The organism is Pseudomonas sp. NPDC086581, assembly GCF_044746165.1.
Classification (GTDB): domain Bacteria; phylum Pseudomonadota; class Gammaproteobacteria; order Pseudomonadales; family Pseudomonadaceae; genus Pseudomonas.
The window spans coordinates 234,349-260,304 of the sequence record NZ_JBIVBR010000003.1 but is presented as its reverse complement, the minus strand read 5'-3'; the positions used below and the strand labels follow the sequence as shown (position 1 = coordinate 260,304).

Sequence of the window (25,956 nt, the reverse complement as noted above, 5' to 3'; positions counted from 1 at the left end):
CATCGCGGATCAACGGCCAAGTCGTTGATTTGTAGAGAGTCGGTGGCGCTTTGATGGCGCGCCGCGCTCCGCCGGGCTCAGGACGGGCCTGGTGGAGTCACATTTGAAAAAGGAACCAGGCTTCTCATGGGCGAACTGGCCAAAGAAATCCTCCCGGTCAACATCGAAGACGAACTCCGACAGTCCTACCTCGATTACGCCATGAGCGTGATCGTCGGTCGTGCCCTGCCCGATGCGCGCGACGGCTTGAAGCCCGTGCATCGCCGCGTCCTGTACGCCATGAGCGAACTGGGTAACGACTGGAACAAGCCCTACAAGAAGTCCGCCCGTGTGGTCGGCGACGTGATCGGTAAGTACCACCCGCACGGCGATACCGCGGTGTACGACACCATCGTCCGCATGGCCCAGCCGTTCTCGCTGCGCTACATGCTGGTCGACGGCCAGGGCAACTTCGGTTCGGTGGACGGCGACAACGCTGCAGCCATGCGATACACCGAAGTGCGCATGTCCAAGCTCGCCCATGAGCTGCTGGCGGACCTGGACAAGGAAACCGTCGACTGGGTGCCCAACTACGACGGCACTGAGCAGATCCCGGCGGTCATGCCGACCAAGATCCCGAACCTGCTGGTCAACGGCTCGAGCGGTATCGCCGTGGGCATGGCGACCAACATTCCGCCGCACAACCTCACCGAGGTGATCGACGGCTGTCTGGCGTTGATGGACAACCCCGAGCTGTCCATTGATGACCTGATGCAGTACATCCCCGGTCCGGACTTCCCGACCGCGGGCATCATCAACGGCCGTGCGGGCATCATCGAGGCCTATCGCACCGGTCGTGGTCGCGTCTATATCCGTGCCCGCGCCACCATCGAGGACATGGAGAAGGGCGGCAACCGCCAGCAGATCATCATCACCGAGCTGCCCTACCAGCTGAACAAGGCCCGTCTGATCGAGAAGATCGCCGAGCTGGTGAAAGAGAAGAAGATCGAAGGCATCACCGAGCTGCGCGACGAGTCCGACAAGGACGGCATGCGCGTGGTCATCGAGCTGCGTCGCGGCGAAGTGGGCGAGGTCGTGCTGAACAACCTCTACGCCCAGACCCAGCTGCAGAGCGTCTTCGGCATCAACGTGGTGGCCCTGGTCGACGGCCAGCCGCGCACTATGAACCTCAAGGACATGCTCGAGGTGTTCATTCGTCACCGCCGTGAAGTGGTGACCCGCCGGACCGTCTACGAGCTGCGCAAGGCCCGCGAGCGCGGCCACATCCTCGAAGGCCAGGCCGTCGCCCTGTCGAACATCGACCCGGTAATCGAGCTGATCAAGACCTCGCCGACCCCGGCCGAGGCCAAGGAGCGTCTGATCGCCACCGGCTGGGAATCCAGCGCCGTGGAAGCGATGGTCGAGCGCGCTGGCGCCGATGCCTGCCGTCCGGAAGACCTGGACCCGCAGTACGGCCTGCGTGACGGCAAGTACTTCCTGTCACCGGAACAGGCCCAGGCCATCCTGGAACTGCGCCTGCACCGCCTGACCGGCCTGGAGCACGAGAAGCTCCTGTCCGAGTACCAGGAAATCCTCACCCTGATCGGCGAGCTGATCCGTATCCTGACCAGCCCCGAGCGCCTGATGGAGGTCATCCGCGAGGAGCTGGAAAAGGTCAAGGCCGAGTTCGGCGACGCCCGCCGCACCGAGATCGTCGCCTCGCAGATGGACCTGACCATCGCCGACCTGATCACCGAAGAAGAGCGCGTGGTGACCATCTCCCATGGCGGCTACGCCAAGTCCCAGCCGCTGGCCGCCTACGAGGCCCAGCGTCGCGGTGGCAAGGGCAAGTCCGCCAGTGGCGTGAAGGACGAGGACTACATCGAGCACCTGCTGGTCGCCAACAGCCACGCCACCCTGCTGCTGTTCTCCAGCAAGGGCAAGGTCTACTGGCTGCGCACCTTCGAGATCCCGGAAGCCTCGCGTACCGCCCGTGGCCGTCCGCTGGTGAACCTGCTGCCGCTGGACGAGGGCGAGCGCATCACCGCGATGCTGCAGATCGACCTGGAAGCCGTGCGCGCCCAGTTCGCTGGCGACGACAACGATGACGACGACGTGGTCGCCGAGCAGGTCGCCGAAGTCGTGGAAGCCGAAGAGGCCGAAGAGGGCGACGACGCCGACTTCAGCCAGGACGAGCCGACCGGCGCGTACATCTTCATGGCCACCATGAAAGGCACCGTCAAGAAGACCCCGCTGATCCAGTTCACCAAGCCACGTTCCAACGGCCTGATCGCCCTGAAACTGGAAGAGGGCGACTCGCTGATCGCCGCCGCCATCACCGACGGTTCGAAGGACGTGATGATGTTCTCCGACGCCGGCAAGGTGATCCGCTTCAAGGAAAGCAAGGTGCGCATCATGGGCCGTAACGCCCGTGGTGTGCGCGGCATGCGCCTGGCCGAAGGCCAGCGCATCATCTCCATGCTGATCCCCGAGTGCCGCGAAGCGCAGATCCTCAGCGCCTCCGAGCGTGGCTACGGCAAGCGCACCCCGCTGGCCGACTACCCGCGTCGCGGTCGTGGTGGCCAGGGCGTGATCGCCATGGTGATCAACGAGCGTAACGGTAACCTGGTGGGCGCCGTGCAGGTGCTGGATGGTGAGGAGATCATGCTGATTTCCGACCAGGGAACCCTGGTGCGTACCCGTGTCGACGAAGTCCGCGGCGCTGGCCGTAACACCCAAGGCGTTATCCTCATCAAGCTCGCCGCCGACGAAACCGTCGTGGGTCTGGAGCGGGTGCAGGAGCCGACCGTGGTGGAAGGCGAAGACGACGTCATCGATGGTGAAATCGTCGAGGGCGAAGTGTCGGAAGAAAACCCAGAAGCAGGCGAAGCTGCGGCTGAAGAAGCCCCGCAGGCCAGCGAAGACTGATAGCGAGAGTGGATGTGAGCAAGCGAGCCTTTAACTTCTGCGCCGGTCCCGCGGCGCTTCCCACCGAGGTGCTGGAGCGCGCCCGCGCCGAGTTGCTGGATTGGCAGGGCAAGGGCCTGTCGGTCATGGAAATGAGCCACCGTAGCGACGATTACGTGGCCATCGCCGAGAAGGCCGAGCAGGACCTGCGCGACCTGATGGGCGTGCCGTCGAACTACAAGGTGCTGTTCCTGCAGGGCGGCGCCAGCCAGCAGTTCGCCGAGATCCCGCTGAACCTGCTGCCCGAAGATGGCGTGGCGGACTACGTGGAAACCGGTATCTGGTCGAAGAAGGCCATCGAAGAGGCTCGCCGCTACGGCAACGTCAACGTGGTTGCCAGCGCATCCAAGTACGACTACTTCGCCATCCCCGGGCAGAACGAGTGGAACCTGTCCACGGACGCCGCTTACCTGCACTACGCGTCCAACGAGACCATCGGCGGCCTGGAATTCGACTGGATTCCGCAAGTCGGTGACGTCCCGCTGGTGGTGGACATGTCCTCGGACATCCTCTCCCGCCCGACCGACGTGTCGAAGTTCGGCTTGATCTACGCTGGCGCGCAGAAGAACATCGGCCCTTCCGGCCTGGTCGTTGTTATCGTTCGCGAAGACCTGCTGGGCCGCGCCCGCAGCATCTGCCCGACCATGCTCAACTACAAGGTCGCCGCTGATAACGGCTCCATGTACAACACCCCCGCGACCTACTCCTGGTACCTCTCCGGCCTGGTCTTCCAGTGGCTGAAGGAGCAGGGCGGCGTCGACGCCATGGAGCAGCGCAACCGCGCCAAGAAGGACATGCTGTACGGCTTCATCGACAACAGCGACTTCTACACCAACCCGATCCAGCCCAGCGCCCGCTCCTGGATGAACGTGCCGTTCCGCCTGGCCGACGAGAAGCTCGACAAGGCCTTCCTCGAAGGTGCCGACGCGCGCGGCCTGCTCAACCTGAAGGGCCATCGTTCGGTGGGCGGCATGCGTGCCTCCATCTATAACGCCCTGGGCCTGGATGCCATCGAAGCCTTGGTTGGCTACATGGCCGAGTTCGAGAAGGAGCATGGCTGATGAGCGACGCTGACCAGCTCAAGGCTTTGCGCGTACGCATCGACAGCCTCGACGAGAAGATCCTCGAGCTGATCAGCGAACGCGCCCGCTGCGCCACCGACGTGGCGCGCGTGAAGATGGCTGCCCTGCCCGAAGGCGAGAAGCCGGTGTTCTACCGGCCCGAGCGCGAGGCGTGGGTGCTCAAGCACATCATGGAGCTGAACAAGGGCCCGCTGGACAACGAGGAAGTCGCTCGTCTGTTCCGCGAGATCATGTCCTCCTGCCTGGCCCTGGAACAGCCGCTGAAAGTGGCCTACCTCGGCCCGGAAGGCACCTTCACCCAGGCCGCGGCGCTCAAGCACTTCGGCCATGCGGTGATCAGCACGCCGATGGCGGCTATTGACGAAGTGTTCCGCGAAGTCGCTGCCGGTGCGGTGAACTTCGGCGTGGTGCCGGTGGAAAACTCCACCGAGGGCGCGGTCAACCACACCCTCGACAGCTTCCTCGAGCACGACATGGTGATCTGCGGTGAGGTGGAACTGCGCATCCACCACCACCTGTTGGTAGGCGAGAACACCAAGACCAGCAACATCACCCGTATCTACTCCCACGCCCAGTCCCTGGCCCAGTGCCGCAAGTGGCTGGATGCGCACTACCCGAACGTCGAGCGCGTGGCGGTCTCCAGCAACGCCGACGCCGCCAAGCGGGTGAAGAGCGAGTGGAACAGCGCGGCGATTGCCGGCGATATGGCCGCCAACCTGTACGGCCTGGACAAGCTGCACGAGAAGATCGAGGACCGCCCGGACAACTCCACGCGCTTCCTCATGATCGGCAACCAGGAAGTGCCGCCCACCGGCGATGACAAGACTTCCATCATCGTCTCCATGCGCAACAAGCCGGGCGCTCTGCACGAGCTGCTGGTGCCGTTCCACAACAACGGCATCGACCTGACCCGCATCGAGACTCGTCCGTCACGCAGCGGCAAGTGGACCTACGTGTTCTTTATCGACTTCGTCGGCCACCACAAGGACCCGCTGATCAAGGATGTGCTGGAGAAGATCAACAGCGAAGCGGTTGCTCTGAAGGTGCTGGGCTCGTACCCGAAGGCCGTGCTTTGACATGGAGCGAAACGCCCATCGGCGGTCGCCAATGGTCGACTGTGCGGGGCGCGCAAGGCTGATGGCCCAGCGCCCTGGCATGGTATGGCTGACAGGGCTGAGCGGCTCCGGTAAGTCGACGCTGGCCGAAGCTCTCGAACAGCGACTGCACGCCGCCGGGCGGCATACCTACCTACTGGATGGCGACATCCTCCGTCAGGGGCTGAATCGGGATCTGGGGTTCAGTGCCGAAGACCGCAGCGAAAATATTCGCCGGGTTGGCGAGGTGGGCGCGCTGATGGTGGATGCCGGGCTTATCACCATCGCTGCATTCATCTCACCGTTCCGTGCGGACCGCGATCGAGTCCGCCAGCTGTTGCCGGAGCGCTTTATCGAGGTTCATGTCTCCACGCCGCTGGAAGTGTGTGAGGAGCGGGATCCCAAAGGGCTCTACCGCAAGGCGCGAGCCGGTGAACTCAAGGGGTTCACCGGCATAGATGCTCCGTTTGAGGCGCCGCTGGCCGCCGAAGTGAGCATCGATACCTCCGTGCTGTCGGTAGAGGAATCTGTCCACCGTATCTGCGATTACATGGCTGCCGCCGGTTACATCGGGTAAATCTGGGCGGTCCCAGTCGAGAGAGATGTTCATGAGCTGTGATTTCCTTGCCCTGGCCCAACCGGGCGTGCAGAAGCTTTCCCCCTACGTGCCCGGCAAGCCGGTCGATGAACTGGCCCGCGAGCTGAAGCTCGACCCCGCCGGCATCGTCAAGCTGGCCAGCAACGAGAACCCGCTGGGCCCGAGCCCGAAGGTCCTCGACGCCATTCGTGCCGAACTGGCCGAACTGACCCGCTACCCTGACGGCAACGGCTTTGAGCTGAAGAGTCGACTGGCCGCCCGTTGCGGCGTCGAGACCACGCAGGTCACCCTGGGCAACGGTTCCAACGACATTCTCGACCTGGTGGCCCGCGCCTACCTAGCCCCCGGCTTGAACGCCGTGTTCAGCCAATACGCCTTCGCCGTTTACCCGATCTCCACCCAGGCGGTTGGCGCTCAGGGCAAGGTCGTGCCAGCGAAAGACTGGGGCCATGACCTGGAAGCCATGCTGGCGGCCATCGACGCCAACACCCGCGTGGTCTTCATCGCCAACCCGAACAACCCCACCGGCACCTGGTTCGGTCCGGACGCGCTGGAGCGCTTCCTCTCGCAGGTGCCGCAGAATGTGCTGGTGGTGCTCGACGAGGCCTACATCGAGTACGCCGAAGGCGAAGAACTGCCGGACGGCCTGAAGTACCTGACCCGCTACCCGAACCTGCTGGTTTCGCGCACCTTCTCCAAGGCCTATGGCCTGGCTTCTCTGCGTGTCGGCTACGCGATCTCCTCGGCGCAGGTCGCCGATGTACTCAACCGCGTGCGCCAGCCGTTCAACGTCAATAGCCTGGCCCTGGCCGCCGCCTGCGCCGCGCTGGATGACGCGCAATACCTGGGTGAAGGCAAGCGCATCAACGATGAAGGCATGATCCAGCTGGAAAGCGGCCTGCGTGCCTTGGACCTGCAATGGATTCCTTCCAAGGGCAACTTTATCGCCGTCGACCTCAAGCGTGATGCAGGGCCGATCTACCAGGCCCTGCTCGCCGAAGGCGTAATCGTCCGTCCTGTGGGCGGCTACGGCATGCCGCAGCACCTGCGCATCTCCATTGGCCTGCCGGCCGAGAACGCCCGTTTCCTCCAAGCGCTAGCCAAGGTGCTTGCCCGTGCCTGATGTCCAGCCGCACAAGCTGCGCCGACTGGTGGTGGTGGGGCTGGGCCTGATCGGCGGCTCCTTCGCCAAGGGCATCCGCGAAAAGGGCCTGTTCGAGGAAGTAGTCGGCGTCGACCGTGACCCGCAGACCCGTCGCCTGGCGGTGGAGCTGGGCGTGGTAGACCGCTGCGAGGAAAGCCTTGCCGCCGGTTGCCGCGAGGCCGATGTGATCCAGCTCGCCGTGCCGATCCTGGCCATGGAGAAGGTTCTCGGCGAACTCGCCACCCTCGACATCGGTAACGCGATCCTCACCGATGTGGGCAGCGCCAAGGGCAACGTGGTGCGCGCCGCGAAAGCGGTATTCGGCGGCATGCCGGCGCGCTTCGTGCCCGGCCATCCCATCGCCGGCTCCGAGCAGAGCGGCGTGGAAGCGGCCAACGCCAAATTATTCCGCCGTCATAAAGTCATCCTCACGCCGCTGGATAATGCCGACGCGGACGCGATCCAGTGCGTCGAGAGCCTCTGGCGCGAGCTGGGTGCGGATGTCGAGCAGATGGCCGTCGAGCACCACGACGAAGTCCTCGCCGCCACCAGCCACCTGCCGCACCTACTGGCCTTCACGCTGGTCGACTCGCTGGCCAAACGCAGCGAAAATCTGGAAATCTTCCGCTACGCCGCTGGCGGCTTCCGCGACTTCACGCGGATTGCCGGCAGCGACCCGGTGATGTGGCACGACATCTTCCTCGCCAACCGCGAGGCGGTGCTGCGCATCCTCGACGTATTCCGTGACGACCTCGATGATCTGCGCGAGGCCGTCGACAAAGGGGACGGGCAACAACTTATGGGCGTCTTTACCCGCGCCCGCGTTGCCCGCGAGCATTTCAGCAAAATCCTGGCCCGTCGGGCCTATGTGGACGCCATGCACAACAATGACCTGATTTTCCTGGCCCAGCCGGGTGGCCGCCTTTCCGGACGTGTTCGCGTACCGGGCGACAAGTCCATTTCCCACCGCTCGATCATGCTCGGTTCCCTCGCCGAAGGCACTACCGAGGTGCAAGGCTTCCTCGAGGGTGAAGATGCCCTCGCCACCATCCAGGCGTTCCGCGACATGGGCGTGGTCATCGAAGGCCCGCACCACGGCCGCGTGACCGTTCACGGCGTTGGCCTGCACGGCCTGAAGACCCCGCCCGGCCCGATCTACCTGGGCAACTCCGGCACCTCCATGCGCCTGCTCAGCGGCCTGCTGGCCGCCCAGCCGTTCGACACCACCCTGACCGGTGACGCCTCGCTGTCCAAGCGTCCGATGAACCGCGTCGCCAAGCCGCTGCGCGAGATGGGTGCGGTGATCGAGACCGGCCCCGAAGGTCGTCCGCCGCTCACCATCCGTGGTGGCCAGAAGCTCACCGGCATGCACTACGACATGCCGATGGCCAGCGCCCAGGTGAAGTCCTGCCTGCTGCTCGCCGGCCTGTATGCCGCTGGAGAAACTTCCACCACCGAGCCGGCTCCGACCCGCGATCACACCGAGCGTATGCTGCGCGGCTTCGGCTACCCGGTCGACGTCGAAGGCGCCACCGCCCGCGTCGAGTCCGGCCACAAGCTCAGCGCCACCTCCATCGAAGTGCCGGCCGATATTTCCTCGGCGGCCTTCTTCCTGGTCGCCGCGAGCATCGCCGAAGGTTCCGACCTGACCCTGGAGCACGTCGGCATCAACCCGACCCGCACCGGCGTCATCGACATCCTCAAGCTCATGGGTGCCGACATCACCCTGGAAAACCAGCGTGAAGTGGGCGGCGAGCCGGTTGCCGACATCCGCGTGCGTTCGGCCAAGCTCAAAGGCATCGATATTCCCGAAGATCTCGTGCCGCTGGCCATCGACGAGTTTCCGGTACTCTTCGTCGCCGCCGCCAACGCGGAAGGCCGCACCGTCCTGCGCGGCGCGGAAGAGCTGCGGGTGAAGGAATCCGACCGCATCCAGGTCATGGTCGACGGCCTGCTGGCCCTGGGCGTGAAGTGCGAGCCGACCCCGGACGGCATCATCATCGACGGCGGCAGCTACGGCGGCGGCGAAGTCTGGAGCCACGGCGACCATCGCATCGCCATGTCCTTCAGCGTGGCCTCCCTGCGTGCCGGCGCGCCGATCCGCATCCACGACTGTGCCAACGTCGCGACCTCCTTCCCGAACTTCCTCGGGCTGGCGTCCGGCGCGGGCATCCGTGTTGCCGAGGAGAAGAACTGATGAACGGCGAATGGCCGGTCCTCGCCATCGACGGCCCCAGCGGCTCGGGCAAGGGCACCGTCGCCGGCCTGCTGGCCAAGCGCCTGGGCTGGAACCTGCTGGACTCCGGCGCGCTCTATCGCCTGCTGGCGTTCGCCGCCGGTAACCACGGCATCGACCTGACCAACGAGGAAGCCCTCAAGGTCCTCGCCGCGCATCTGGACGTGCAGTTCACCCACGCCAAGGGCGGGCAGGGCCAGCACATCATCCTCGAAGGCGAGGATGTCACTGACGTGATCCGTACAGAGCAGGTAGGCGCGGGCGCCTCGCAGGTTGCCGCACTGCCGGCGGTCCGCGATGCGCTGCTGCAGCGTCAGCGTGCCTTCCTCGAAGCGCCGGGCCTGGTGGCCGATGGTCGCGACATGGGCACGGTGGTCTTCCCCAGCGCTCCGCTGAAGATATTCCTCACCGCTTCCGCCGAGGAGCGCGCCCGTCGCCGCTACCTGCAACTCAAGGGCAAGGGCATCGACAGCGACCAGGCGCAACTGGCCGAGGAAATCAGCGCCCGCGACGAGCGCGACAGCCAGCGTGCCGTCGCTCCGCTGAAGCCTGCCGAAGGTGCCATCCTGGTGGACTCCACCTCGATGAGCATCGACGAAGTAGTGGATAACATCCTCGCCGAGGTTTCGCGCTTGGGGCTGGCGGACTAGTCGAATCGGGAAACGAAAATCCCCGGCCATTCCGGGGGTTTTTCTTTTCGGATAAGGATACTCGTAGGAGGGATCTGACGGGCGGTTCTCCCAACTTGCCAGCCTGGGCGAAAATGGAAGATTGAGGCTGGAGTGGCGAAGATCGGTGGAAACCAGGGTCATCGATTGACGCAATCGGGATCCGTTGCTACCATTCCAGACCTTGTATCGGGAGGGTTTCGTCCATATTGAGCGAAACCTTCCCTTAAAATCTGAATGTGGAGCATCCGTTTCGGCGGGTGCAACAGGGGGCCGGCGGGATACCAGTCTCGATCCCGCTGGCTTCTTTTTCATCACTTGACCGTGTCTGCTGGTGGCGCGGAATCGGGCTTACAAGCCTTTGACTACAGGTATAGACATGAGCGAAAGCTTCGCAGAACTCTTTGAAGAAAGTCTGAAATCCCTCGACATGCAGCCGGGTGCAATCATCACCGGCATCGTGGTCGACATCGATGGTGACTGGGTCACCGTCCATGCCGGTCTGAAATCCGAGGGCGTCATCCCGGTCGAGCAGTTCTACAACGAACAGGGCGAGCTGACCATCAATGTGGGTGACGAAGTCCACGTTGCGCTTGACGCGGTAGAAGATGGCTTTGGTGAAACCAAGCTGTCCCGCGAAAAAGCCAAGCGTGCCGAGAGCTGGATCGTTCTGGAAGCTGCTTTCTCTGCCGACGAAGTGGTCAAAGGCGTCATCAACGGCAAGGTCAAGGGTGGCTTCACCGTTGACGTCAACGGCATCCGCGCGTTCCTGCCGGGTTCGCTGGTCGACGTGCGTCCGGTGCGTGACACCACTCACCTGGAAGGCAAAGAGCTCGAGTTCAAGGTCATCAAGCTGGACCAGAAGCGCAACAACGTTGTCGTTTCCCGTCGCAGCGTCCTGGAAGCCGAAAACAGCGCCGAGCGCGAAGCTCTGCTGGAATCGCTGCAGGAAGGCCAGCAGGTCAAAGGTATCGTCAAGAACCTCACCGACTACGGTGCGTTCGTTGACCTGGGCGGCGTCGATGGTCTGCTGCACATCACCGACATGGCCTGGAAGCGTATCAAGCATCCGTCGGAAATCGTCAACGTTGGCGACGAGATCGATGTCAAGGTTCTGAAGTTCGACCGCGAGCGCAACCGCGTATCCCTGGGCCTGAAGCAACTGGGCGAAGACCCATGGGTTGCCATCAAAGCCCGTTACCCGGAAGGCACCCGCGTTACCGCGCGCGTCACCAACCTCACCGACTACGGCTGCTTCGCCGAGCTGGAAGAGGGCGTGGAAGGCCTGGTACACGTCTCCGAAATGGACTGGACCAACAAGAACATCCACCCGTCGAAAGTCGTTCAGGTTGGCGACGAAGTGGAAGTTCAGGTTCTGGACATCGACGAAGAGCGTCGTCGTATCTCCCTGGGCATCAAACAGTGCAAGTCCAACCCGTGGGAAGACTTCTCTGGCCGCTTCAACAAGGGCGACAAGATCTCCGGCACCATCAAGTCGATCACCGATTTCGGTATCTTCATCGGCCTGGAAGGCGGCATCGACGGTCTGGTTCACCTGTCCGACATCTCCTGGAACGAAGTTGGCGAAGAAGCCGTTCGCCGCTTCAAGAAGGGCGACGAGCTGGAAACCGTCATCCTCTCCGTTGATCCGGAGCGCGAGCGCATCTCCCTGGGCATCAAGCAGCTGGAAGACGATCCGTTCTCCAACTACGCCTCGCTCAACGAGAAAGGCACCATCGTTCGCGGCACCGTGAAAGAAGTCGATGCCAAAGGTGCTGTCATCAGCCTGGGCGGCGAAATCGAAGGCATCCTGAAAGCCTCCGAAATCAGCCGTGACCGCGTTGAAGACGCTCGCAACGTTCTGAAAGAAGGCGAAGAAGTCGAAGCCAAGATCATCAGCATCGACCGTAAGAGCCGCGTCATCTCCCTCTCCATCAAGTCGAAAGACGTTGATGACGAGAAAGATGCGATGAAAGAACTGCGCACCAAGCAAGACGTAGAAAACACTGGTCCGACCACCATCGGTGATCTGATCCGTGCTCAGATGGAGAACCAGGGCTAATCCCTGATTCACCATCCAAGGAAAAGGGCGACTTCGGTCGCCCTTTTTCGTTTCTGCCTTTCGCAGGGCGCGGGCGCGCAGCGCTTTTCCTACGCTGAGACTGACGCTATGTTGCCTGCCCCGCTTCGGTCGCCTTTTCCATGCCTTACCTGCTATTTGTCACCGTCCTCTGGGCGTTCTCCTTCAGCCTGATCGGCGAGTACCTCGCCGGGCAGGTCGACAGCTATTTCGCCGTACTGACTCGCGTGGTGCTGGCCGGCCTGGTGTTCCTGCCGCTGACCCGCTGGCGCGGCGTCGAGCCTCGCTTCATTGCCGGCGTGATGCTGGCGGGCGCGCTGCAATTCGGCATTACCTACGTCTGCCTGTACCAGAGCTTCCGCGTGCTGACGGTGCCGGAAGTGCTGCTGTTCACCGTGCTGACGCCGCTGCATGTGGCGCTGATCGATGACGCGCTGAACCGCCGCTTCAACGCCTGGGCGCTGTTGGCAGCCGCCGTGGCGGTGCTCGGCGCCGGGATCATTCGCTACGACGGCGTCAGCGGCGACTACATCCAGGGTTTCCTGCTGCTGCAACTGGCCAATGCGACCTTCGCGGCGGGGCAGGTGTTCTACAAGCACCTGGTGCAGCGCTATCCGTCCGACATCCCGCAATATCGTCGCTTCGGCTACTTCTTCGTCGGCGCGTTGCTGATCGCGCTGCCGGGCTGGCTGCTGTTCGGCAATCCGCAGAAGCTGCCAACGACCGATCTTCAATGGGGTGTGCTGGTGTGGATGGGCCTGCTGGCCACCGCGCTGGGGCAGTTCTGGTGGAACAAGGGCGGCACGCTGGTGGATGCTGGCACCCTGGCGGTGATGAACAACCTGCACGTACCGGTGGGCCTGCTGATCAATCTGCTGATCTGGTACGAAGCCGCCGACCTGCCGCGCCTAGCGCTGGGGGGGGCGGTGATCGTCGCGTCGTTGGGCGTCAACCGCTTCGGCCTGCGCCGCCAGAAGGAGCGTTTCGCATGAACATCTCCGGACGTGGTGTAGCGCTGTCCCTGGCGTCTTCCGTGCTGTTCGTGACCCTGCCGGGTTACATCCACTCGCTGGAGCCGCTGACCAGCATCCAGGTGATTGCTCACCGAGTGGTCTGGTCGATTCCCATGGTTCTGCTGCTGGTGCTGTTCACCCGCCAGGGCGGCGTGCTGCGCGACGCGGGCCGACGCCTGCTGCGCGAGCCGTGGCTGCTGGCGTGCTTCCCGCTGACGGCGGCGATGATGCTGATCCAGTGGGGCGTGTTCATCTGGGCGCCTATGGTCGGGCGCACGTTGGAGCTGTCGCTGGGCTACTTCCTGCTGCCGCTGACCATGGTGCTGTGCGGCCGGGTGTTCTACGGCGAGCGCCTGACCACGCTGCAGGCCATCGCCGTTGCCTTCGCACTGGCGGGCGTGCTGCACGAGCTTTGGCTGACCCGCGCATTTTCCTGGTTCACCCTGATCACGGCACTGGGCTATCCGCCGTACTTCATGCTGCGCCGCAAGATGGCGGTGGATTCGCTGTCGGGCTTCGTCTTCGAGATGATCGTGCTGCTGCCGTTCGCCCTGGCGACCCTGTGGACAACCGATAGCGGCCAGGTGCTGGAGGAGGTGCCGCGCCTGTGGGTTCTGCTGCCGCTGCTGGGACTCATCAGCGCGCTGGCGTTCGGCGCAATGATGGCCGCCAGCCGGCTGCTGCCCATGGGGCTGTTCGGGATTCTGAGCTACGTTGAGCCGGTGCTGTTGTTCGCCATTGCCGTGCTGTTCTTGGGCGAGGCGTTCAACCCGGCGCAGATCTGGACTTATGGGCCGATCTGGATCGCCGTGCTGCTGACCGGTTGGGATAGCGCGCGACTGCTGCGCCGACAGGCGCGTCGCGGCCTGTAAGCGCAGGGAGAGAGATGAGGAGCGAGCGCTCTACCGCAACGGGAGAGCGCTCGGCGTCAGTCGAAGCGACCGCCGACGTCAGCCTTGGCCAGGGTTTCCGGCAGGATGCGGCGGGCGGCGGTGTAGTGCTTCTTCCAGTAGTCGCCGCTGAGGTCGGAGACGCGGACCTTCTGGCCGCGGCGTGGCGCGTGGACGAACTGGTTGTCGCCGACGTAGATGCCGACGTGGTCGACATTGCGGCGGTTGTGGATGCGGAAGAACACCAGGTCGCCGGGCTGCAGGTCATCACGCGCCACTTTCGAGTTACCGCGCATGCTGAACATCTGCTGGGCGGTACGCGGCAGGTCGACTTCGTCTACGTTCTGGAACACGTAGTTTACCAGGCCGCTGCAATCGAAGCCGCGCTTGGGCGAAGTGCCGCCCCAGCGGTAAGGCGTACCGATCATGCTGTAGGCACGCTGGGTAACCTGGTGCGCCTCGCTCTTGGTCTGCTTGACCGGTTTGGCGTTGAAGGTCAGCAGGGCGCTGCCCTGGACCGGGACGCGGAGATCAACCGGGGCGGGTTGATAGGTTCGAGTGATCTTGTAGGAGGCGGTAGCCTCGGTAGCGACCAAAAAGGTCGCCAAGCCTATGGAAAGGCATGTCAAAAGGGTACTTCGCATTCGGCATGTCTTCTTGCTGGTTGATATCGCCCAGACTCCGCTGGATCGCCATTGTTGTCGGCGTGGTTTCCTTTGGTCCGCTCAAAAATTCCACGCATTCTGAACGACTTTTCATGACAGTTCGTACCGTCTGTCGATTCTGACTTTTCCCTTGTGACTTGCAGGGCGCTGCGTGACATGTGCTCCGACGCATCAGTCACGGCCTGACCTTATAGCCGGAAGCCCTATAAAACGGGGCTTTCCGCCTGGCGGCAGAAAACTGACGGGGCACTAGCCAGAAGCCAGTTGCTTAAGGCTTCTTAAGGAAAAACCCGACGAAGTGCAGGTGTTTGAGCTGAACGAATCAGCCCAGATGGGCAAGCAGAGCGGGAAGCACCTGTTCGCGCAGCAGTGGGGCGAGGTTGTGCGGGTAATCGCCGGTTGGGTCCAGCCAGGCGAGCTCTTCCAGCTCGGCGGCGGGCTGGACAGTGTGGGGCAGGGCGGAGACGTAGACCTGCGCGTCGACGCGCATGTCCGGCTCATTGGCGGCCTCGGCCTGGAAATGGCCGAGCGGCGTCAGCGCAGAGATCGGCAGGTGCAGGTCGAGTTCTTCGCCCAGTTCGCGCAGCAGGGCCTGGACCGATGTCTCGCCGGGTTCGTGCTTGCCGCCGGGCAGCATGAAGGCCTGGGTGCCACGCTTTCGCACTAGCAGCAGGCGTCCGGCTTCATCCAGCAGGCAAGCGGCGGCGATACGAATGGTGGCGGTCATGGCGAGGGCGTTTCCTTCAGAACCTGGTAGCGCATCTGCACGATGCCGCTGGGGAAGCTGCGCTGCTCCAGCAGCTGCAGGCGTTGCTCGAGGCCGATGCTGAACAGGGGAATGCCAGCGCCGAGCAGGTGCGGAATGATGCTGACGATCACCTCGTCGAGCAAGCCTGCGGCGAGGAAATTGCCCGCCAGACTGCCGCCGCCCACCAGCCAGATGCGCTCGCAGCCGCGCGCCTCCAGTGAGGCGAGCGCGTCCACTGGTGTGTAGTGCTCCAGTTCCACCTGCGGCGCGGCCTTGGGCAGATGGTTGGAGCGGGTCATGACCAGCGCGGGTTTTTCCTGGTAGGGCCATTGGTCCTGCTTCAAGCAGAACAGGTAGGTGGCGCGGCCCATCAGGAGCCCGTCGATGCTGGCATAGAAGGCGTTGTAGCCGTGATCGTCGGCTTCGCTGCCGTAGCCTTCGAGCCAGTCCACGCTGCCGTCGGGGCGGGCGATGTAGCCGTCGAGGCTGGCCGCCACGTAATAAATGAGAGTCGATGGCACCTGTATTCTCCTTTTTGTCAGGCCCATCAGAGCATGGCATCGCCTTAGGCCGGGCGCCGGTACGTTTGTCGGGTTATTGACGCAGCGGGTCGCACACAGGGGCCGTCGGCAATAATTCCAGCGCGCCGGCTCGGCAAACATTAAGCTATGCAGCTATTTGGTCTTTACGTGATATCGAGGTCTGCCTTGTTCTCCCAATTCGCCCTCCACGAACGCCTGCTCAAGGCGCTCGATTCGTTGTCCTTCACCGAGCCGACCCCGGTCCAGGCCGCGGCCATTCCGAAGGCCCTGGAGGGACGCGATCTGCGGGTGACGGCGCAGACCGGCAGCGGCAAGACCGCCGCCTTCCTGCTGCCGCTGCTCAATCGCCTGCTCACCGAGGAGAAGCCCAAGAGCGGCGCCCGCGCGCTGATCCTGCTGCCGACCCGCGAGCTGGCCCAGCAGACCCTCAAGGAAGTCGAGCGCTTCGCCCAGTTCACCTACATCAAGGCCTGCCTGATCACCGGCGGCGAGGACTTCAAGGTGCAGGGTGCGCGTCTGCGCAAGAACCCGGAGATCATCATCGGCACCCCGGGTCGCCTGAACGAGCAGTTCAACGCCGGCAACTTGCCGCTGGGCGACGTTGAAGTGCTGATCCTCGACGAAGCCGACCGCATGCTCGACATGGGTTTCTCCGAGGACGTGCTCAAGCTCGCCGCACAGTGCCCGACCGAGCGCCAGACCCTGCTGTTCTCCGCCACCAGCGGCAGCGGCCTGCACGAGATGGTCGAGAAGGTCCTGCGCGAGCCTGAGGTCCTGCAGCTCAACCGCGTCAGCGAGCTGAACGAGGACGTCAGCCAGCAGGTGATCCTGACCGACCACGTTGGCCACAAGGAGCAGCTGCTGCAGTGGCTGCTGACCAACGAGACCTACGAGAAGGCCATCGTCTTCACCAACACCCGCGTTGCCGCCGACCGCCTGACCGGCCGCCTGATCGCCGCTGGCCACAAGGTCTTCGTGCTGCATGGCGAGAAGGACCAGAAGGATCGCAAGCTGGCCATCGAGCGCCTGAAGCAGGGCGCGGTAAAGATCCTCGTCGCCACCGACGTGGCCGCACGCGGCCTGGACGTCGACGGCCTGGACCTGGTGATCAACTTCGACATCCCGCGTCGCGGCGATGAGTACGTGCACCGCATCGGTCGTACCGGTCGCGCAGGCGCCGGCGGGGCGGCGATCTCGCTGGTGGGCCACGGCGACTGGAACCTGATGTCGAGCATCGAGCGCTACCTCAAGCTGCGCTTTGAGCTACGTGTCATCAACGAGCTGAAGGCCACTTACAAGGGGCCGAAGAAGGTCAAGGCTTCCGGCAAGGCCGCCGGTACCAAGAAGAAAAAGGACGATGCGAAGAAGACCGGTGGCAAGGCGGCGGCGAAGAAGAAGCCCGCTGCCAAGCGCAAGACCGGCCCGTCCAAGATTGTGAGCCAGGACGGCCTGGCGCCGCTCAAGCGCAAGAAGCCGGCTGCGGAATAAGTCATTCGCGTCACGCCAAACGCCTCCCCTGACCGGGAGGCGTTTTTGTTTGTGCGCCGCTAGCCCAGTGTGTCCGGCGGCGCTTCGTAGCTACCCGACTCGTAGCTCACCCCGTGGCGGATCACCGGCGGAGCGTCGCCCACGTGCAGACTGGTGACGTTGTCGATGATGGTCTTGTCCTCCAGGGTGAGGCGGTCGAGCATGCGCAGGTGACCGATCCAGTTGTCCACCAGGAACAGTTCCTGCCAGATTTCCGGGTTGCTCACGTCGCGGTAGAGCGCCCAGCGTTCCGCGCCGTTACGCAGACGCAGGCGGCGCAGGGGTTTGGCGGAGCGGACGAAGTCACGGGTGCGCTCGGCGGGAATCCGGTACTCGATGGACACCAGCACCGAGCCGCGCTCGGGGTTGAACACGAAGGTTGGCTGTCCCGGCACGCCGCCCGGTGCGCGGGCAATGCTGGTCGAATCGAGCTCCGGCAGCCGGGAGTTGTAGAGCAGCGCCACCGAGACCAGCAGCAGGCAGCCGGCGGCGATCAGTGCGCCCTGCACACCCATGGTTTCGGCGAAATGACCCCAGAGGAACGAGCCTGCTGCCAGGCCGCCATAGATCGCGGTCTGGTACAGCGCCAAGGCACGGGCCTTGACCCAGTCGGGCACGAGGATCTGCACGGCGGAGTTATAGGTGGCCACAGCGGCGATCCAGCAGGCGCCGCCCAGTACCAGCGCGGGGAAGATCACCCAGAGATTGTCGACCCAGCCGAGAATGAGCATGACCACCGCGAGCGTGGCGGCAGCGAAGCTGATCAGCCGGCTGCTGCCCAGCCATTGCCGCGCCTTGCTCACCATGGTGCTGGCGACGATGGCGCCCAGTCCCAGGGCGCCAAGCATGTAGCCGTACACCGAGGCGCTGCCGTCCGGGTTGCGGTGGGCCAGCAGCGGCAGCAATGCCCAGACGGCGCTGGCGGAGAGGCCGAACACCGCCGAACGCAACATCACCAGGCGGGTGACGCTGGAGTACTGGGTGAAGCGCAGCGCAGCGATCACGCCTTCGAAGATGTGCTCGGGCGGCAGGGTGCGTTTGGGCACGTCGCGGCGCCATTGCCAGATCGCCCAGATCAGCGCGGCGTAGCAGATGCAGTTGAACAGGAATACCCAGGATGCGCCGGTGGCCGACAGCAGCAGGCCGCCGATGGCCGGGCCGACGGCACGGGCGACGTTGTAGTTGACGCTGTTGAGCAGCACCGCATCGCCGAGCATGCGCGGCGGCACCTGCTCGTTCACCGCGGCCTGCCAGGCCGGGATGGTGATCGAGCTGCCCAGCGACAGCCAAAGGATCGACACGATCAGCATCAGCGGGTCGAGGTAGCCCATGAACGCCAGCACCGTCACCAGCGCGGCGCCGGAGAGTTCCACCGTTAGGCCGACCAGCATGATCTTGCGGCGGTCGTGGTTGTCGGCCAGCACGCCGGACATGATCGACAGCAGCACCAGTGGCAAGGCCGAGGCGACCTGGATCATCGCCACCATCAACGGGCTGGCATGGGCTTCGGTGACCACCCAGGCGGCGGCGACCGATTGCGCCCAGGTGCCCAGGTTGGCGAACAGGTTGCAGATCCAGATGATGCGGAACGCGGCGATGCTGAAGGGGGCGAGGACGCCGCTACGGGGTTCGGCTGGATCGGGCTTGAGGGGGAGGTCTTGCTTGGGTGAAACGGACTGCAGCATGGGGAAGCCCTTATTTCGAGTGGCTGGCACGCGCGCGCAACCGGTGCCTTTCCATGCCGGGCAAGTGTAGTGGCTGAGGCGGCATGCGCCATTGATGATGGTCAGCGATGGCGTTATCGGTGACACGCGCTGGCAAGCTTCGACAGTGCCGGAGTGGCTTCGGATTGATAGGCTGCGTCGGAATTTTCCGATTTGCATTGCCAATAAGAGCGAAGAGCCGATGAAGCGACTTTCCATCTGCCTGCCCACCTGCCTGCTGGCGGGGCTGCTGGCCCTGCCGCAAAGCCTCTGGGCCTGGTCCAATCACACACTGGGCAGCTATATCGCCTTGAAACAGTTGCCCGCAGTCGCCCAGGCGCCGGAAGTCGAGGTCGAGCCGCTGGAAAGCTTTGTCAGCCAGCAGCGCGCTGGCCTGGTGCAGTTGCTGGACGAGCAGGAGGCCTATGCCCGCGAGCACTTCCGCCAGTACCCGCCGCGCCCGGACGATCTGCGCCTGACCGAGGACGGTCGCGATGACCTGCGCAAGGCCTTCCTCATGGCGCTGCGCTTGAATCCCGAGATCAAGCTGGCCTCCGCCGTGCAGCCGCCGCCCGGTGGTGAGCTGCCGAGCGATTTGTTGCAGAAGCATGCGGCCCTGCAGCCGGCGGACGTGCTGGTGTTCCGCAACCTGTCGGGCTGGAACCAGTGGCGCTTCGTGCAACTGCAGGCGGGGGAAAAGATTCCTGCGCTGGACGTGCTGGCCAGCGCCGCCGATGAGCCGGACTTCGGCCACGACATCAACCTGTTCAGCGACAACCCCGGCGAAGCGGGGCAGCGCTACGGCTTCGGCCCCCAGCCGTTCGGTGACCCGCGTTACGAGTTCAGTTCCCAGGCGCCGTTCCACATGGGCTTCTACCACGAGGACGCCATTATCTTCGCCGGCGCGCCGTACCTGGAGCGCAACTGGCCGGAGTGGCGCGCCTACCAGTTCTACGGCCTGGCGCGCTTCGCCTTCGAGAAGGGCCATCCGTACTGGGGCTACCGTTTCCTAGGCTGGGCGATGCATTACATCCAGGACATGACCCAGCCCTACCACTCGACGCCGCTGCCGGGCGAGACCACCACCAGCATGCTGTGGACGGCGGGCAAGTCCATGGCCGGCTTCGATGCCGACAAGCAGGCGGCGATCCAGCGCGTGGCGGACCGGCATACGGGGGTGGAGCGTTACGAGGTGGACTGGCTGCGCGAGACGTTGCGTCTGGGCGGGCCGTCGCCGTTGCTGGCTGCCTATGCGGATGTCACCGCGGATGGCACTTATCCGCCGTATTCGGCCCAGTACCTGCGCGAGGTGGTGGCGAGCGAGTCCCATGCCCATGCGGCGGCGTTCGACGCGGCGATCGGCCATTGGCTGGAAAACGAGAAGGCGCCGGCGGGGGATTTCAGCGCGGGGAACTCACCGGAACCGTTCCGTCACGATGAGGCGCTGGATGAGCAGATTCTGCAGTTGATCCGGCACTTCGGCGCGCACAGTCGCAATATCGCGAAGGCGGCTCTGCAGCCGTAAAGAAGAGGGTTGGCTTTCCCGCCGGGCTGCGTGGGCTCCGGCGGGAAGGCGCAAGTCGCTTAGCCGCCGGAGCAGCCGTTGCCCCACACCTGGTATTCGACGGTGTGGCGCTGACCGTTGGAGTCGTCGTAGGTCATGCGTGCCGGCACGATGCCGCATTCGTTGGATACGTCGGTGGTCGAGATGACCTGGGCAACGTCCAGTTTCATGTCGTAGGTGTACTGCTCCACGGCCGAGCTTGGCGCCTGGTCGGCGGCGTTCACCTGCTCGGCGAGGGCGAGCGAGGAGAAGCCTAGCATGGCCAGGATGACTACAGCTTTCATGAATTTACCTGCCTTGTTCCCGGAGTCCGGACGTGACGGGTCCGTGACGTTCAGCTGATGGCTGCATCGGGAAGCGTTGGGGAATGATGTCGGGTCTTGGGTGGTGTTGCGGCGCGCGCTGTAACAGCACGGAAATAATAGGATTTGCCTGACCTGAGTCATATATCCAGGCGCCAACAAGACTTCGTACTCAGAGGCAACAATCCAGGTGTGGCGAGGGTTTCAGGGGTGGTCGTGTGGCGGGAGGTCGCAGATTTCGGCATTTGCAGGAGTGACATCGCGGCGCTGGGGCTTCCCCCTCACCCCAGCCCTCTCCCGGAGGGAGAGGGAGCTGATCGTGCCAGCTGACACTGTGGTGTGATCCTGCACGAACGGTCCCCTCTCCCGCTTGCGGGAGAGGGTTAGGGTGAGGGGCTTTGTATCTTCTGAGAGTGCGCCTATGGCGCGAACCTGCAGGAGTCAATCGCGCAGCGGCGACTGCGGATCGAGCAGCGAAGTACGGATGAAGTGCAGGTAGCTGCACACCCGGCGCAGGGGCGAGGAATCGAAGTGCGGCGGGCGACGATCATCCGTGGTGCGCGTGGCATGGATGGCGTGTTCCACCGCTGCCAGGGCGCGCTGGCGGTTGCTCTCGCTGGGCTGGATGAACAGGCGGATCAGCGCTCGGCCCAGCGCACGGATAGCCCGGCGCCAGGGCATGCGCTCGGCATACCAGGGTTCCTTCGGCAGGGCCTCCTGCTCGCGGCGCAGCTCGATGATCGAAAGACCGATCTCCTGTACCTGAAAGGTCCAGCGCAGCAAGCGCTGCTGCACGTCCGGGCGACCTGTGGATAATCCATACGCCTGGTTCAGCAGATCGCGGGTGCCGCTCTCGAAGTTCGATGACAGACCTTTCAGCGGATCGCTGATCACCCGCACCACGCGCAGGCGCAGCTCGGCTTCCAGGCGCTCCCACAGCCACGGCCGGTTCGGCGGCAGGATGACGATGGCCGCGACCACCGCCATGCCCATCGACAGCAGCATCGCCAGGTATTCGTTGATGAAGGTGTAGGCGTCGTAGCGCGCCACGTTGGCGGGCAGCGAGGCGATGCAGAACCACACCAGCAGGCCGACACCGTAGCCGCTCCACTTGGGCCGGGTGATCAGGAAGGCACCGAGGGCGAACACCGGCGAGAGCACGAAGCACAACAGGGGGAAGCCGTCGATGTGCGGCAGCACGCGGAAGGTGAGGATGAAGCCGAGTGTGGCGCCGAGCAGCGTGCCGAGGGTCAGCTGCAACGACAGACGCTTGGGATTCGGCGAGGCGGAGGAGAGCGCGGCGATCAGCACCGAAGTCAGCGCGAAGGTGGCACCGCTCAGCCAGGAAGTCTCGATCCAGAATACCCCGCCGACTATCACCAGCAGCGCACAACGGAACCCCGCGACGGCGGCGGCGAGGGCGTTGGCCTTGGGGGTGAAGCGCTCCTTCCACTGCTCGCGCTCGTGTTTGTGCGCGGCCAGCGAGGCGTGGGTCTGGGCGTAGTTGTGCATATCGTCGGCGAAGCGGTAGAGCAGCTCGGCGGCCGTCTCGAAGTCCAGCTGGTCGGCTTCCCGCGGGCAGGTGTGGCCGAGGTTGGCGCGAGCTTCGCGGATGCGGGGCATCAGGTGGTGCTTGCAGAGTTCGAGTTGCACGCTCAGACGCTCGGCATCCGCTTCGCTGAGCGGCCGGCCGTGCCAGCTCGCAAGCAGTTCGCTGACGTCGATCAGGCATGGCATCAGCACTTCCAGCACGTTGCTGGCCTGGCGTTCACGCAGGCGCTCGAGCAGACGCTGCAGGGCGTGGAAGCGCGTGGTCAGCTGCATGAACTCACTGTTCAGGCGCGCCAGGCGACCGCTGCGCAAGCGCATGTGCGGGTCTTCGAAGGCGGTGACATTGCGCAGGCTCTCCAGGCCCACCACTTCGGCGGCGATGCGCGCGCTGGCCTGCTCGAAGCGCTCGCGCTCCAGCGTGCCGTTGAGGCCCGCGCTGGCGAGGCCGGCGAAGTCGCCGAAGCGGGTGTTCAGCGCGTTGCGCAGGGCGGCGGTGCTGGTTTGTGGCAGGACCACGGCGCTGACCACGCCGGTGCAGAGTATTCCCAGGCTGATCTCGATCACCCGCCACAGCGCCTGCATGAAGGCGCCCTCGGGGTGCAGGGAGGCGGGGATGCCGATCATTACCGCGGTGTAGCCGGCGAGTAGGCAGGCGTAGGCGCGAAAGTCCCGGTAGCGCGCGGCGCCCGCGGTGCACAGGCCGACCCAGATCGCCACGCAGAGCAGGAACAGCACGCGCTCCTGGGCGAACAGGGCGATGAAGGTAACCATTACCGTGAGCCCGGCCAGCGTGCCGAGGATGCGGTAGAAACTCTTCGCCAGCACCTGGCCGCTCTGCGGCTGCAGCACGATGAAGGCGCTCACCAGCACGGTGCTGGGCTGCGGCAACTCCAGGCGGTAGGCCAGCCACAATGCCGTGAAGGCGGTGATCAGCGTTTTGAGGATGAACATCCAGGTGACGCCGTCGGTGTGCGCCCAATCGGACAGGGCGAAGCGCACCGCGGCGGCCTTGGGCAGGCGCACGGACAGACTGCTCATCGGGCTTATCTCGGCAGGCGGTGGTCGGGCTGGGGCGGGTTTTGGGAACCCTGTCGTTGGAAGGCGGAGCGAAGGGGTGGAAGCACGTTGCACGAAAGGCGGAGCACGGCTGCTTGTCCTGGGGCGTGGCGGGAGACCGCGTTGGGGAGGGCGATTCTAGAAGTGCGGCGGGGGCAGGATAAGCTGACGGATGGGCGAATTATTGTTACCTGAAAGTACAATAATCCCTGCGCGGCACCTGTGCGACAATTCGCCGCCTGTCATGAATCTGTAACAAGGCGTTGCTCGCCCGTGCACCGTTGCAGAGGCCGCCCGCCGTGGCGTGGACAGGCTCTTCTGGAGAAATGATGGACCTGCTGCACAACATGCGTGCTTTCGTCTGTGTCGCCGAGACCGGCAGCTTCACCGCCGCCGCCCAGCGCATGGACCTCACCACCGCGTACGTCTCGCGGACGGTGGCCAAACTCGAAGCTCACCTGCGCACTCGCCTGCTGCACCGCACCACCCGCCGCATCGCCCTGACCGAAGCCGGGCAGCGCTACCTGCAGCGCTGCCAGCAGATCCTCGGCTACATCGAGGAAGCCGAGGCCGAGGCCGGCGACGCCCACGCCCGTCCCCACGGCAAGGTGAAGGTGCATGCCATGACCGGCATCGGCCAGCACTACCTGATCCGCGCGATCTCGCAGTACTGCGAGATCTACCCGGAGGTCACCTTCGACCTGACCCTGGCCAACCGCATCACCGACATCCTCGATGAGGGCTACGACATCTCCGTGGTCATCGCCCAGGAGCTGCCCGATTCGGGCTTCGTCTCCAAGCGCATCGGTAAGACCTACAGCGTGCTCTGCGCCTCGCCCGATTACGTGGCGCGGCATGGCATGCCGAAGCAGCTCGGAGAGCTGACGGATCACCGTTGCCTGCGCTTGGTGAACTCGGTGATGTCGCTGGACAAGTGGCTGTTCGACGGCCCTGACGGCCAGGAAATGGTCGGCATCAACCACAGCCATTTCCAGGTCAACACCGCCGACGCCATGACCGAGGCGGTACGCGCCGGCATGGGGATCGGTGCGCTGCCGGTGTACTCCGCCGTGCAGGGCCTGAAGGACGGCAGCCTGGTCCGTGTACTGCCTGACTACAGCCTGTTCCACCTCAACGTCTATGCGCTGTATCCGTCGCGCCAGTACCTCGACGCGAAGATCCGCACCTGGGTGGAATTCCTCCGTGACTGTGTGCCCGGCATGCTCGAAGAACACGAGCGGATGATGCTCGAACACCGCACACGGGCGCCTGCCTGAACCACCGCCGCCTAGCGGCAAGCAGCTGAAACCCCAAGCGCCCGGCCTTCGCCGGGCGCTTTTTTTCGTTCCTTGCGTTCCGCTGTGTCGAACGCCGCTTTGGGAAAAGACGAATTCTCCGAACGCGACTATTTGCGTCAGTCTCGTGACGAGCCTGTCGCCAGGTTCACCTCGCAAGCACAAAAACAAATTGAGGGTGACGCGATGTTTACAACCATGGGGCGGGCGTTGCTCGCCGTCCTGGCGTTGGCCTGCGCTTCTGCCATTCAGGCTGCCGATGCACCGCAGACTGCCAGTGAACCCCGGCCTTCCAACGAACCGATAGTGATCAAGTTCGCCCACGTGGTCGCGGAGAACACACCCAAGGGGCAGGGCGCGCTGATGTTCAAGCGCCTGGCCGAAGAGCGCCTGCCCGGCCGGGTGCGCGTGGAGGTGTATCCGAATTCCTCGCTGTACGGTGACGGCAAGGAGATGGAAGCGCTGCTGCTGGGCGATGTGCAGATGCTCGCGCCGTCCCTGGCCAAGTTCGAGCAGTACACCAAGAAGGTGCAGATCTTCGACCTGCCGTTCCTCTTCGACGACATCGACGCTGTCGACAACTTCCAGCGCAGCCCCCAGGGCCAGAGCCTGCTGAGCAGCATGCAGGGCAAGGGCATCCTCGGCCTCGCCTACTGGCACAACGGGATGAAGCAGCTGTCGGCCAACCGCCTGCTGCTCGAGCCGGGCGATGCGCGCGGACTGAAGTTCCGCGTGCAGGCCTCCGATGTGCTCAACGAACAGTTCCGCGAGCTGCGCGCGATCTCCCGCAAGATGTCCTTCGCCGAGGTCTACCAGGGCCTGCAGACCGGCGTGGTGAATGGCACCGAGAACACCTGGTCGAACTACGAGAGCCAGAAGGTCAACGAGGTGCAGAAATATTTCACCGAGTCCAACCACGGCCTGGTGGACTACATGGTGATCACCAACGCGAAGTTCTGGAACGGTCTGCCGCCGGACCTGCGCGCTGAGCTGGAAAGGATCATGGCCGAGGTCACCGTGAAGGTGAACCAGGAAGCCGAGCGTCTGAACCGCGACGCCCGCCAGCGCATCCTCGCCAGCGGCACCAGCGAGATCCACCCGCTCACCGCGAAGCAGCGCGCCGACTGGCGCGAGGCGATGCAGCCGGTGTGGCGGAAATTCCGCGACAACGTCGGCGCCGACTTCCTCCAGGCCGCCGAAGCCTCCAACCGCCCCCATTGATCCGCCCGGTCTCGCCGGATGGTGGGACCTT

Annotated in this window: 20 protein-coding genes; 14 read left to right on the top strand and 6 right to left on the bottom strand. The window is 64.2% G+C overall.

All coding sequences use genetic code 11. The features are described 5' to 3' along the window. Positions 1-126: 126 nt before the first annotated feature. From gyrA to rarD, 10 genes are all read left to right on the top strand, one after another. Positions 127-2,907, top strand: a complete 2,781-nt coding sequence (gene gyrA / locus ACIPK7_RS08735) for a DNA gyrase subunit A (RefSeq protein ID WP_192431899.1) — start codon at positions 127-129, stop codon at positions 2,905-2,907. Positions 2,908-2,921: 14 nt separating this feature from the next. Continuing rightward, positions 2,922-4,007 carry a 3-phosphoserine/phosphohydroxythreonine transaminase gene (gene serC / locus ACIPK7_RS08730; protein ID WP_192431900.1) on the top strand — a complete coding sequence of 362 codons (1,086 nt, stop codon included), beginning with the start codon at positions 2,922-2,924 and terminating at the stop codon, positions 4,005-4,007. Continuing rightward, entirely contained in the window at positions 4,007-5,104 is a 1,098-nt protein-coding gene (gene pheA / locus ACIPK7_RS08725) for a prephenate dehydratase (protein ID WP_192431901.1), read from the top strand. Before serC ends, pheA begins: the two co-directional genes overlap by 1 nt. Positions 5,105-5,165: 61 nt before the next feature. Continuing rightward, positions 5,166-5,699: an adenylyl-sulfate kinase gene (gene cysC, locus ACIPK7_RS08720; RefSeq protein WP_401087174.1), complete on the top strand. Its 534-nt coding sequence runs from the start codon at positions 5,166-5,168 to the stop codon at positions 5,697-5,699. Between the two features lie 31 nt (positions 5,700-5,730). Beyond that, positions 5,731-6,843 carry a histidinol-phosphate transaminase gene (hisC, locus tag ACIPK7_RS08715; RefSeq protein WP_401087172.1) on the top strand — a complete coding sequence of 371 codons (1,113 nt, stop codon included), beginning with the start codon at positions 5,731-5,733 and terminating at the stop codon, positions 6,841-6,843. After that, on the top strand, positions 6,836-9,061 hold the full coding sequence (locus ACIPK7_RS08710; RefSeq protein WP_401087170.1) for a bifunctional prephenate dehydrogenase/3-phosphoshikimate 1-carboxyvinyltransferase: 2,226 nt from the start codon (positions 6,836-6,838) through the stop codon (positions 9,059-9,061). Before hisC ends, ACIPK7_RS08710 begins: the two co-directional genes overlap by 8 nt. Beyond that, a complete protein-coding gene (cmk, locus tag ACIPK7_RS08705) occupies positions 9,061-9,750 on the top strand; it encodes a (d)CMP kinase (RefSeq protein WP_192431904.1) in 690 nt (229 codons plus the stop codon). The genes ACIPK7_RS08710 and cmk overlap by 1 nt, the downstream gene beginning before the upstream one ends. Before the next feature lie 397 nt (positions 9,751-10,147). After that, positions 10,148-11,830 (top strand): 30S ribosomal protein S1, encoded by a 1,683-nt coding sequence (rpsA, locus tag ACIPK7_RS08700; protein ID WP_088418006.1) that lies wholly within the window; start codon positions 10,148-10,150, stop codon positions 11,828-11,830. Positions 11,831-11,970: 140 nt separating this feature from the next. Further along, complete coding sequence (locus ACIPK7_RS08695; protein ID WP_401087167.1) at positions 11,971-12,840, top strand: carboxylate/amino acid/amine transporter; 870 nt, start codon at positions 11,971-11,973, stop codon at positions 12,838-12,840. Beyond that, entirely contained in the window at positions 12,837-13,733 is an 897-nt protein-coding gene (rarD, locus tag ACIPK7_RS08690; protein ID WP_401087165.1) for an EamA family transporter RarD, read from the top strand. Before ACIPK7_RS08695 ends, rarD begins: the two co-directional genes overlap by 4 nt. Before the next feature lie 56 nt (positions 13,734-13,789). On the opposite strand, the gene ACIPK7_RS08685 is transcribed toward rarD, so the two are convergent. The 3 genes from ACIPK7_RS08685 to ACIPK7_RS08675 all read right to left on the bottom strand — a co-directional run bounded on the left by ACIPK7_RS08685 (position 13,790) and on the right by ACIPK7_RS08675 (position 15,712). Next, complete coding sequence (locus ACIPK7_RS08685; RefSeq protein ID WP_138215142.1) at positions 13,790-14,395, bottom strand: C40 family peptidase; 606 nt, start codon at positions 14,393-14,395, stop codon at positions 13,790-13,792. 343 nt (positions 14,396-14,738) lie between these two features. Further along, a complete protein-coding gene (locus ACIPK7_RS08680) occupies positions 14,739-15,143 on the bottom strand; it encodes an NUDIX domain-containing protein (RefSeq protein WP_401087163.1) in 405 nt (134 codons plus the stop codon). Then, positions 15,140-15,712, bottom strand: a complete 573-nt coding sequence (locus ACIPK7_RS08675) for a dihydrofolate reductase family protein (protein WP_401087162.1) — start codon at positions 15,710-15,712, stop codon at positions 15,140-15,142. The genes ACIPK7_RS08680 and ACIPK7_RS08675 overlap by 4 nt, the downstream gene beginning before the upstream one ends. 144 nt (positions 15,713-15,856) lie before the next feature. Between ACIPK7_RS08675 and ACIPK7_RS08670 the strand changes: the two genes are divergently transcribed. Beyond that, positions 15,857-17,194, top strand: a complete 1,338-nt coding sequence (locus ACIPK7_RS08670) for a DEAD/DEAH box helicase (protein WP_192432143.1) — start codon at positions 15,857-15,859, stop codon at positions 17,192-17,194. A 59-nt stretch (positions 17,195-17,253) separates the two neighbouring features. Here the strand turns inward: ACIPK7_RS08670 and ACIPK7_RS08665 are convergent, their stop codons facing one another. Further along, positions 17,254-18,918 (bottom strand): MFS transporter, encoded by a 1,665-nt coding sequence (locus ACIPK7_RS08665; RefSeq protein WP_401087160.1) that lies wholly within the window; start codon positions 18,916-18,918, stop codon positions 17,254-17,256. 220 nt (positions 18,919-19,138) lie between these two features. Here ACIPK7_RS08665 and ACIPK7_RS08660 point away from each other — a divergent pair, with 220 nt between their 5' ends. Further along, entirely contained in the window at positions 19,139-20,461 is a 1,323-nt protein-coding gene (locus ACIPK7_RS08660; protein WP_401087158.1) for a phospholipase, read from the top strand. A 59-nt stretch (positions 20,462-20,520) separates the two neighbouring features. Here the strand turns inward: ACIPK7_RS08660 and ACIPK7_RS08655 are convergent, their stop codons facing one another. Continuing rightward, entirely contained in the window at positions 20,521-20,784 is a 264-nt protein-coding gene (locus ACIPK7_RS08655; protein ID WP_192431910.1) for a DUF2790 domain-containing protein, read from the bottom strand. A gap of 459 nt (positions 20,785-21,243) precedes the next feature. Further along, positions 21,244-23,391, bottom strand: a complete 2,148-nt coding sequence (locus tag ACIPK7_RS08650) for an FUSC family protein (protein ID WP_192431911.1) — start codon at positions 23,389-23,391, stop codon at positions 21,244-21,246. A 347-nt stretch (positions 23,392-23,738) separates the two neighbouring features. Between ACIPK7_RS08650 and ACIPK7_RS08645 the strand changes: the two genes are divergently transcribed. Beyond that, the gene (locus ACIPK7_RS08645; RefSeq protein ID WP_192431912.1) at positions 23,739-24,686 is read left to right on the top strand and encodes a LysR family transcriptional regulator; all 948 of its coding nucleotides are present in this window, start codon (positions 23,739-23,741) and stop codon (positions 24,684-24,686) included. Between the two features lie 204 nt (positions 24,687-24,890). Further along, positions 24,891-25,925, top strand: a complete 1,035-nt coding sequence (locus ACIPK7_RS08640; RefSeq protein WP_401087155.1) for a TRAP transporter substrate-binding protein — start codon at positions 24,891-24,893, stop codon at positions 25,923-25,925. Positions 25,926-25,956 lie beyond the last annotated feature (31 nt).

Bases quoted from the DNA above. Each gene is read 5' to 3' on its own strand.
- ACIPK7_RS08675 (WP_401087162.1), bottom strand. From the start codon at position 15,712: ATGGGCCTGACAAAAAGGAGAATACAGGTGCCATCGACTCTCATTTAT.
- ACIPK7_RS08680 (WP_401087163.1), bottom strand. From the start codon at position 15,143: ATGACCGCCACCATTCGTATCGCCGCCGCTTGCCTGCTGGATGAAGCC.
- ACIPK7_RS08645 (WP_192431912.1), top strand. From the start codon at position 23,739: ATGGACCTGCTGCACAACATGCGTGCTTTCGTCTGTGTCGCCGAGACC.
- ACIPK7_RS08685 (WP_138215142.1), bottom strand. From the start codon at position 14,395: ATGCGAAGTACCCTTTTGACATGCCTTTCCATAGGCTTGGCGACCTTT.
- ACIPK7_RS08660 (WP_401087158.1), top strand. From the start codon at position 19,139: ATGAAGCGACTTTCCATCTGCCTGCCCACCTGCCTGCTGGCGGGGCTG.
- ACIPK7_RS08655 (WP_192431910.1), bottom strand. From the start codon at position 20,784: ATGAAAGCTGTAGTCATCCTGGCCATGCTAGGCTTCTCCTCGCTCGCC.
- gyrA (WP_192431899.1), top strand. From the start codon at position 127: ATGGGCGAACTGGCCAAAGAAATCCTCCCGGTCAACATCGAAGACGAA.
- ACIPK7_RS08695 (WP_401087167.1), top strand. From the start codon at position 11,971: ATGCCTTACCTGCTATTTGTCACCGTCCTCTGGGCGTTCTCCTTCAGC.
- ACIPK7_RS08665 (WP_401087160.1), bottom strand. From the start codon at position 18,918: ATGCTGCAGTCCGTTTCACCCAAGCAAGACCTCCCCCTCAAGCCCGAT.
- ACIPK7_RS08650 (WP_192431911.1), bottom strand. From the start codon at position 23,391: ATGAGCAGTCTGTCCGTGCGCCTGCCCAAGGCCGCCGCGGTGCGCTTC.
- rpsA (WP_088418006.1), top strand. From the start codon at position 10,148: ATGAGCGAAAGCTTCGCAGAACTCTTTGAAGAAAGTCTGAAATCCCTC.
- hisC (WP_401087172.1), top strand. From the start codon at position 5,731: ATGAGCTGTGATTTCCTTGCCCTGGCCCAACCGGGCGTGCAGAAGCTT.
- rarD (WP_401087165.1), top strand. From the start codon at position 12,837: ATGAACATCTCCGGACGTGGTGTAGCGCTGTCCCTGGCGTCTTCCGTG.
- cmk (WP_192431904.1), top strand. From the start codon at position 9,061: ATGAACGGCGAATGGCCGGTCCTCGCCATCGACGGCCCCAGCGGCTCG.
- pheA (WP_192431901.1), top strand. From the start codon at position 4,007: ATGAGCGACGCTGACCAGCTCAAGGCTTTGCGCGTACGCATCGACAGC.
- cysC (WP_401087174.1), top strand. From the start codon at position 5,166: ATGGCCCAGCGCCCTGGCATGGTATGGCTGACAGGGCTGAGCGGCTCC.
- ACIPK7_RS08640 (WP_401087155.1), top strand. From the start codon at position 24,891: ATGTTTACAACCATGGGGCGGGCGTTGCTCGCCGTCCTGGCGTTGGCC.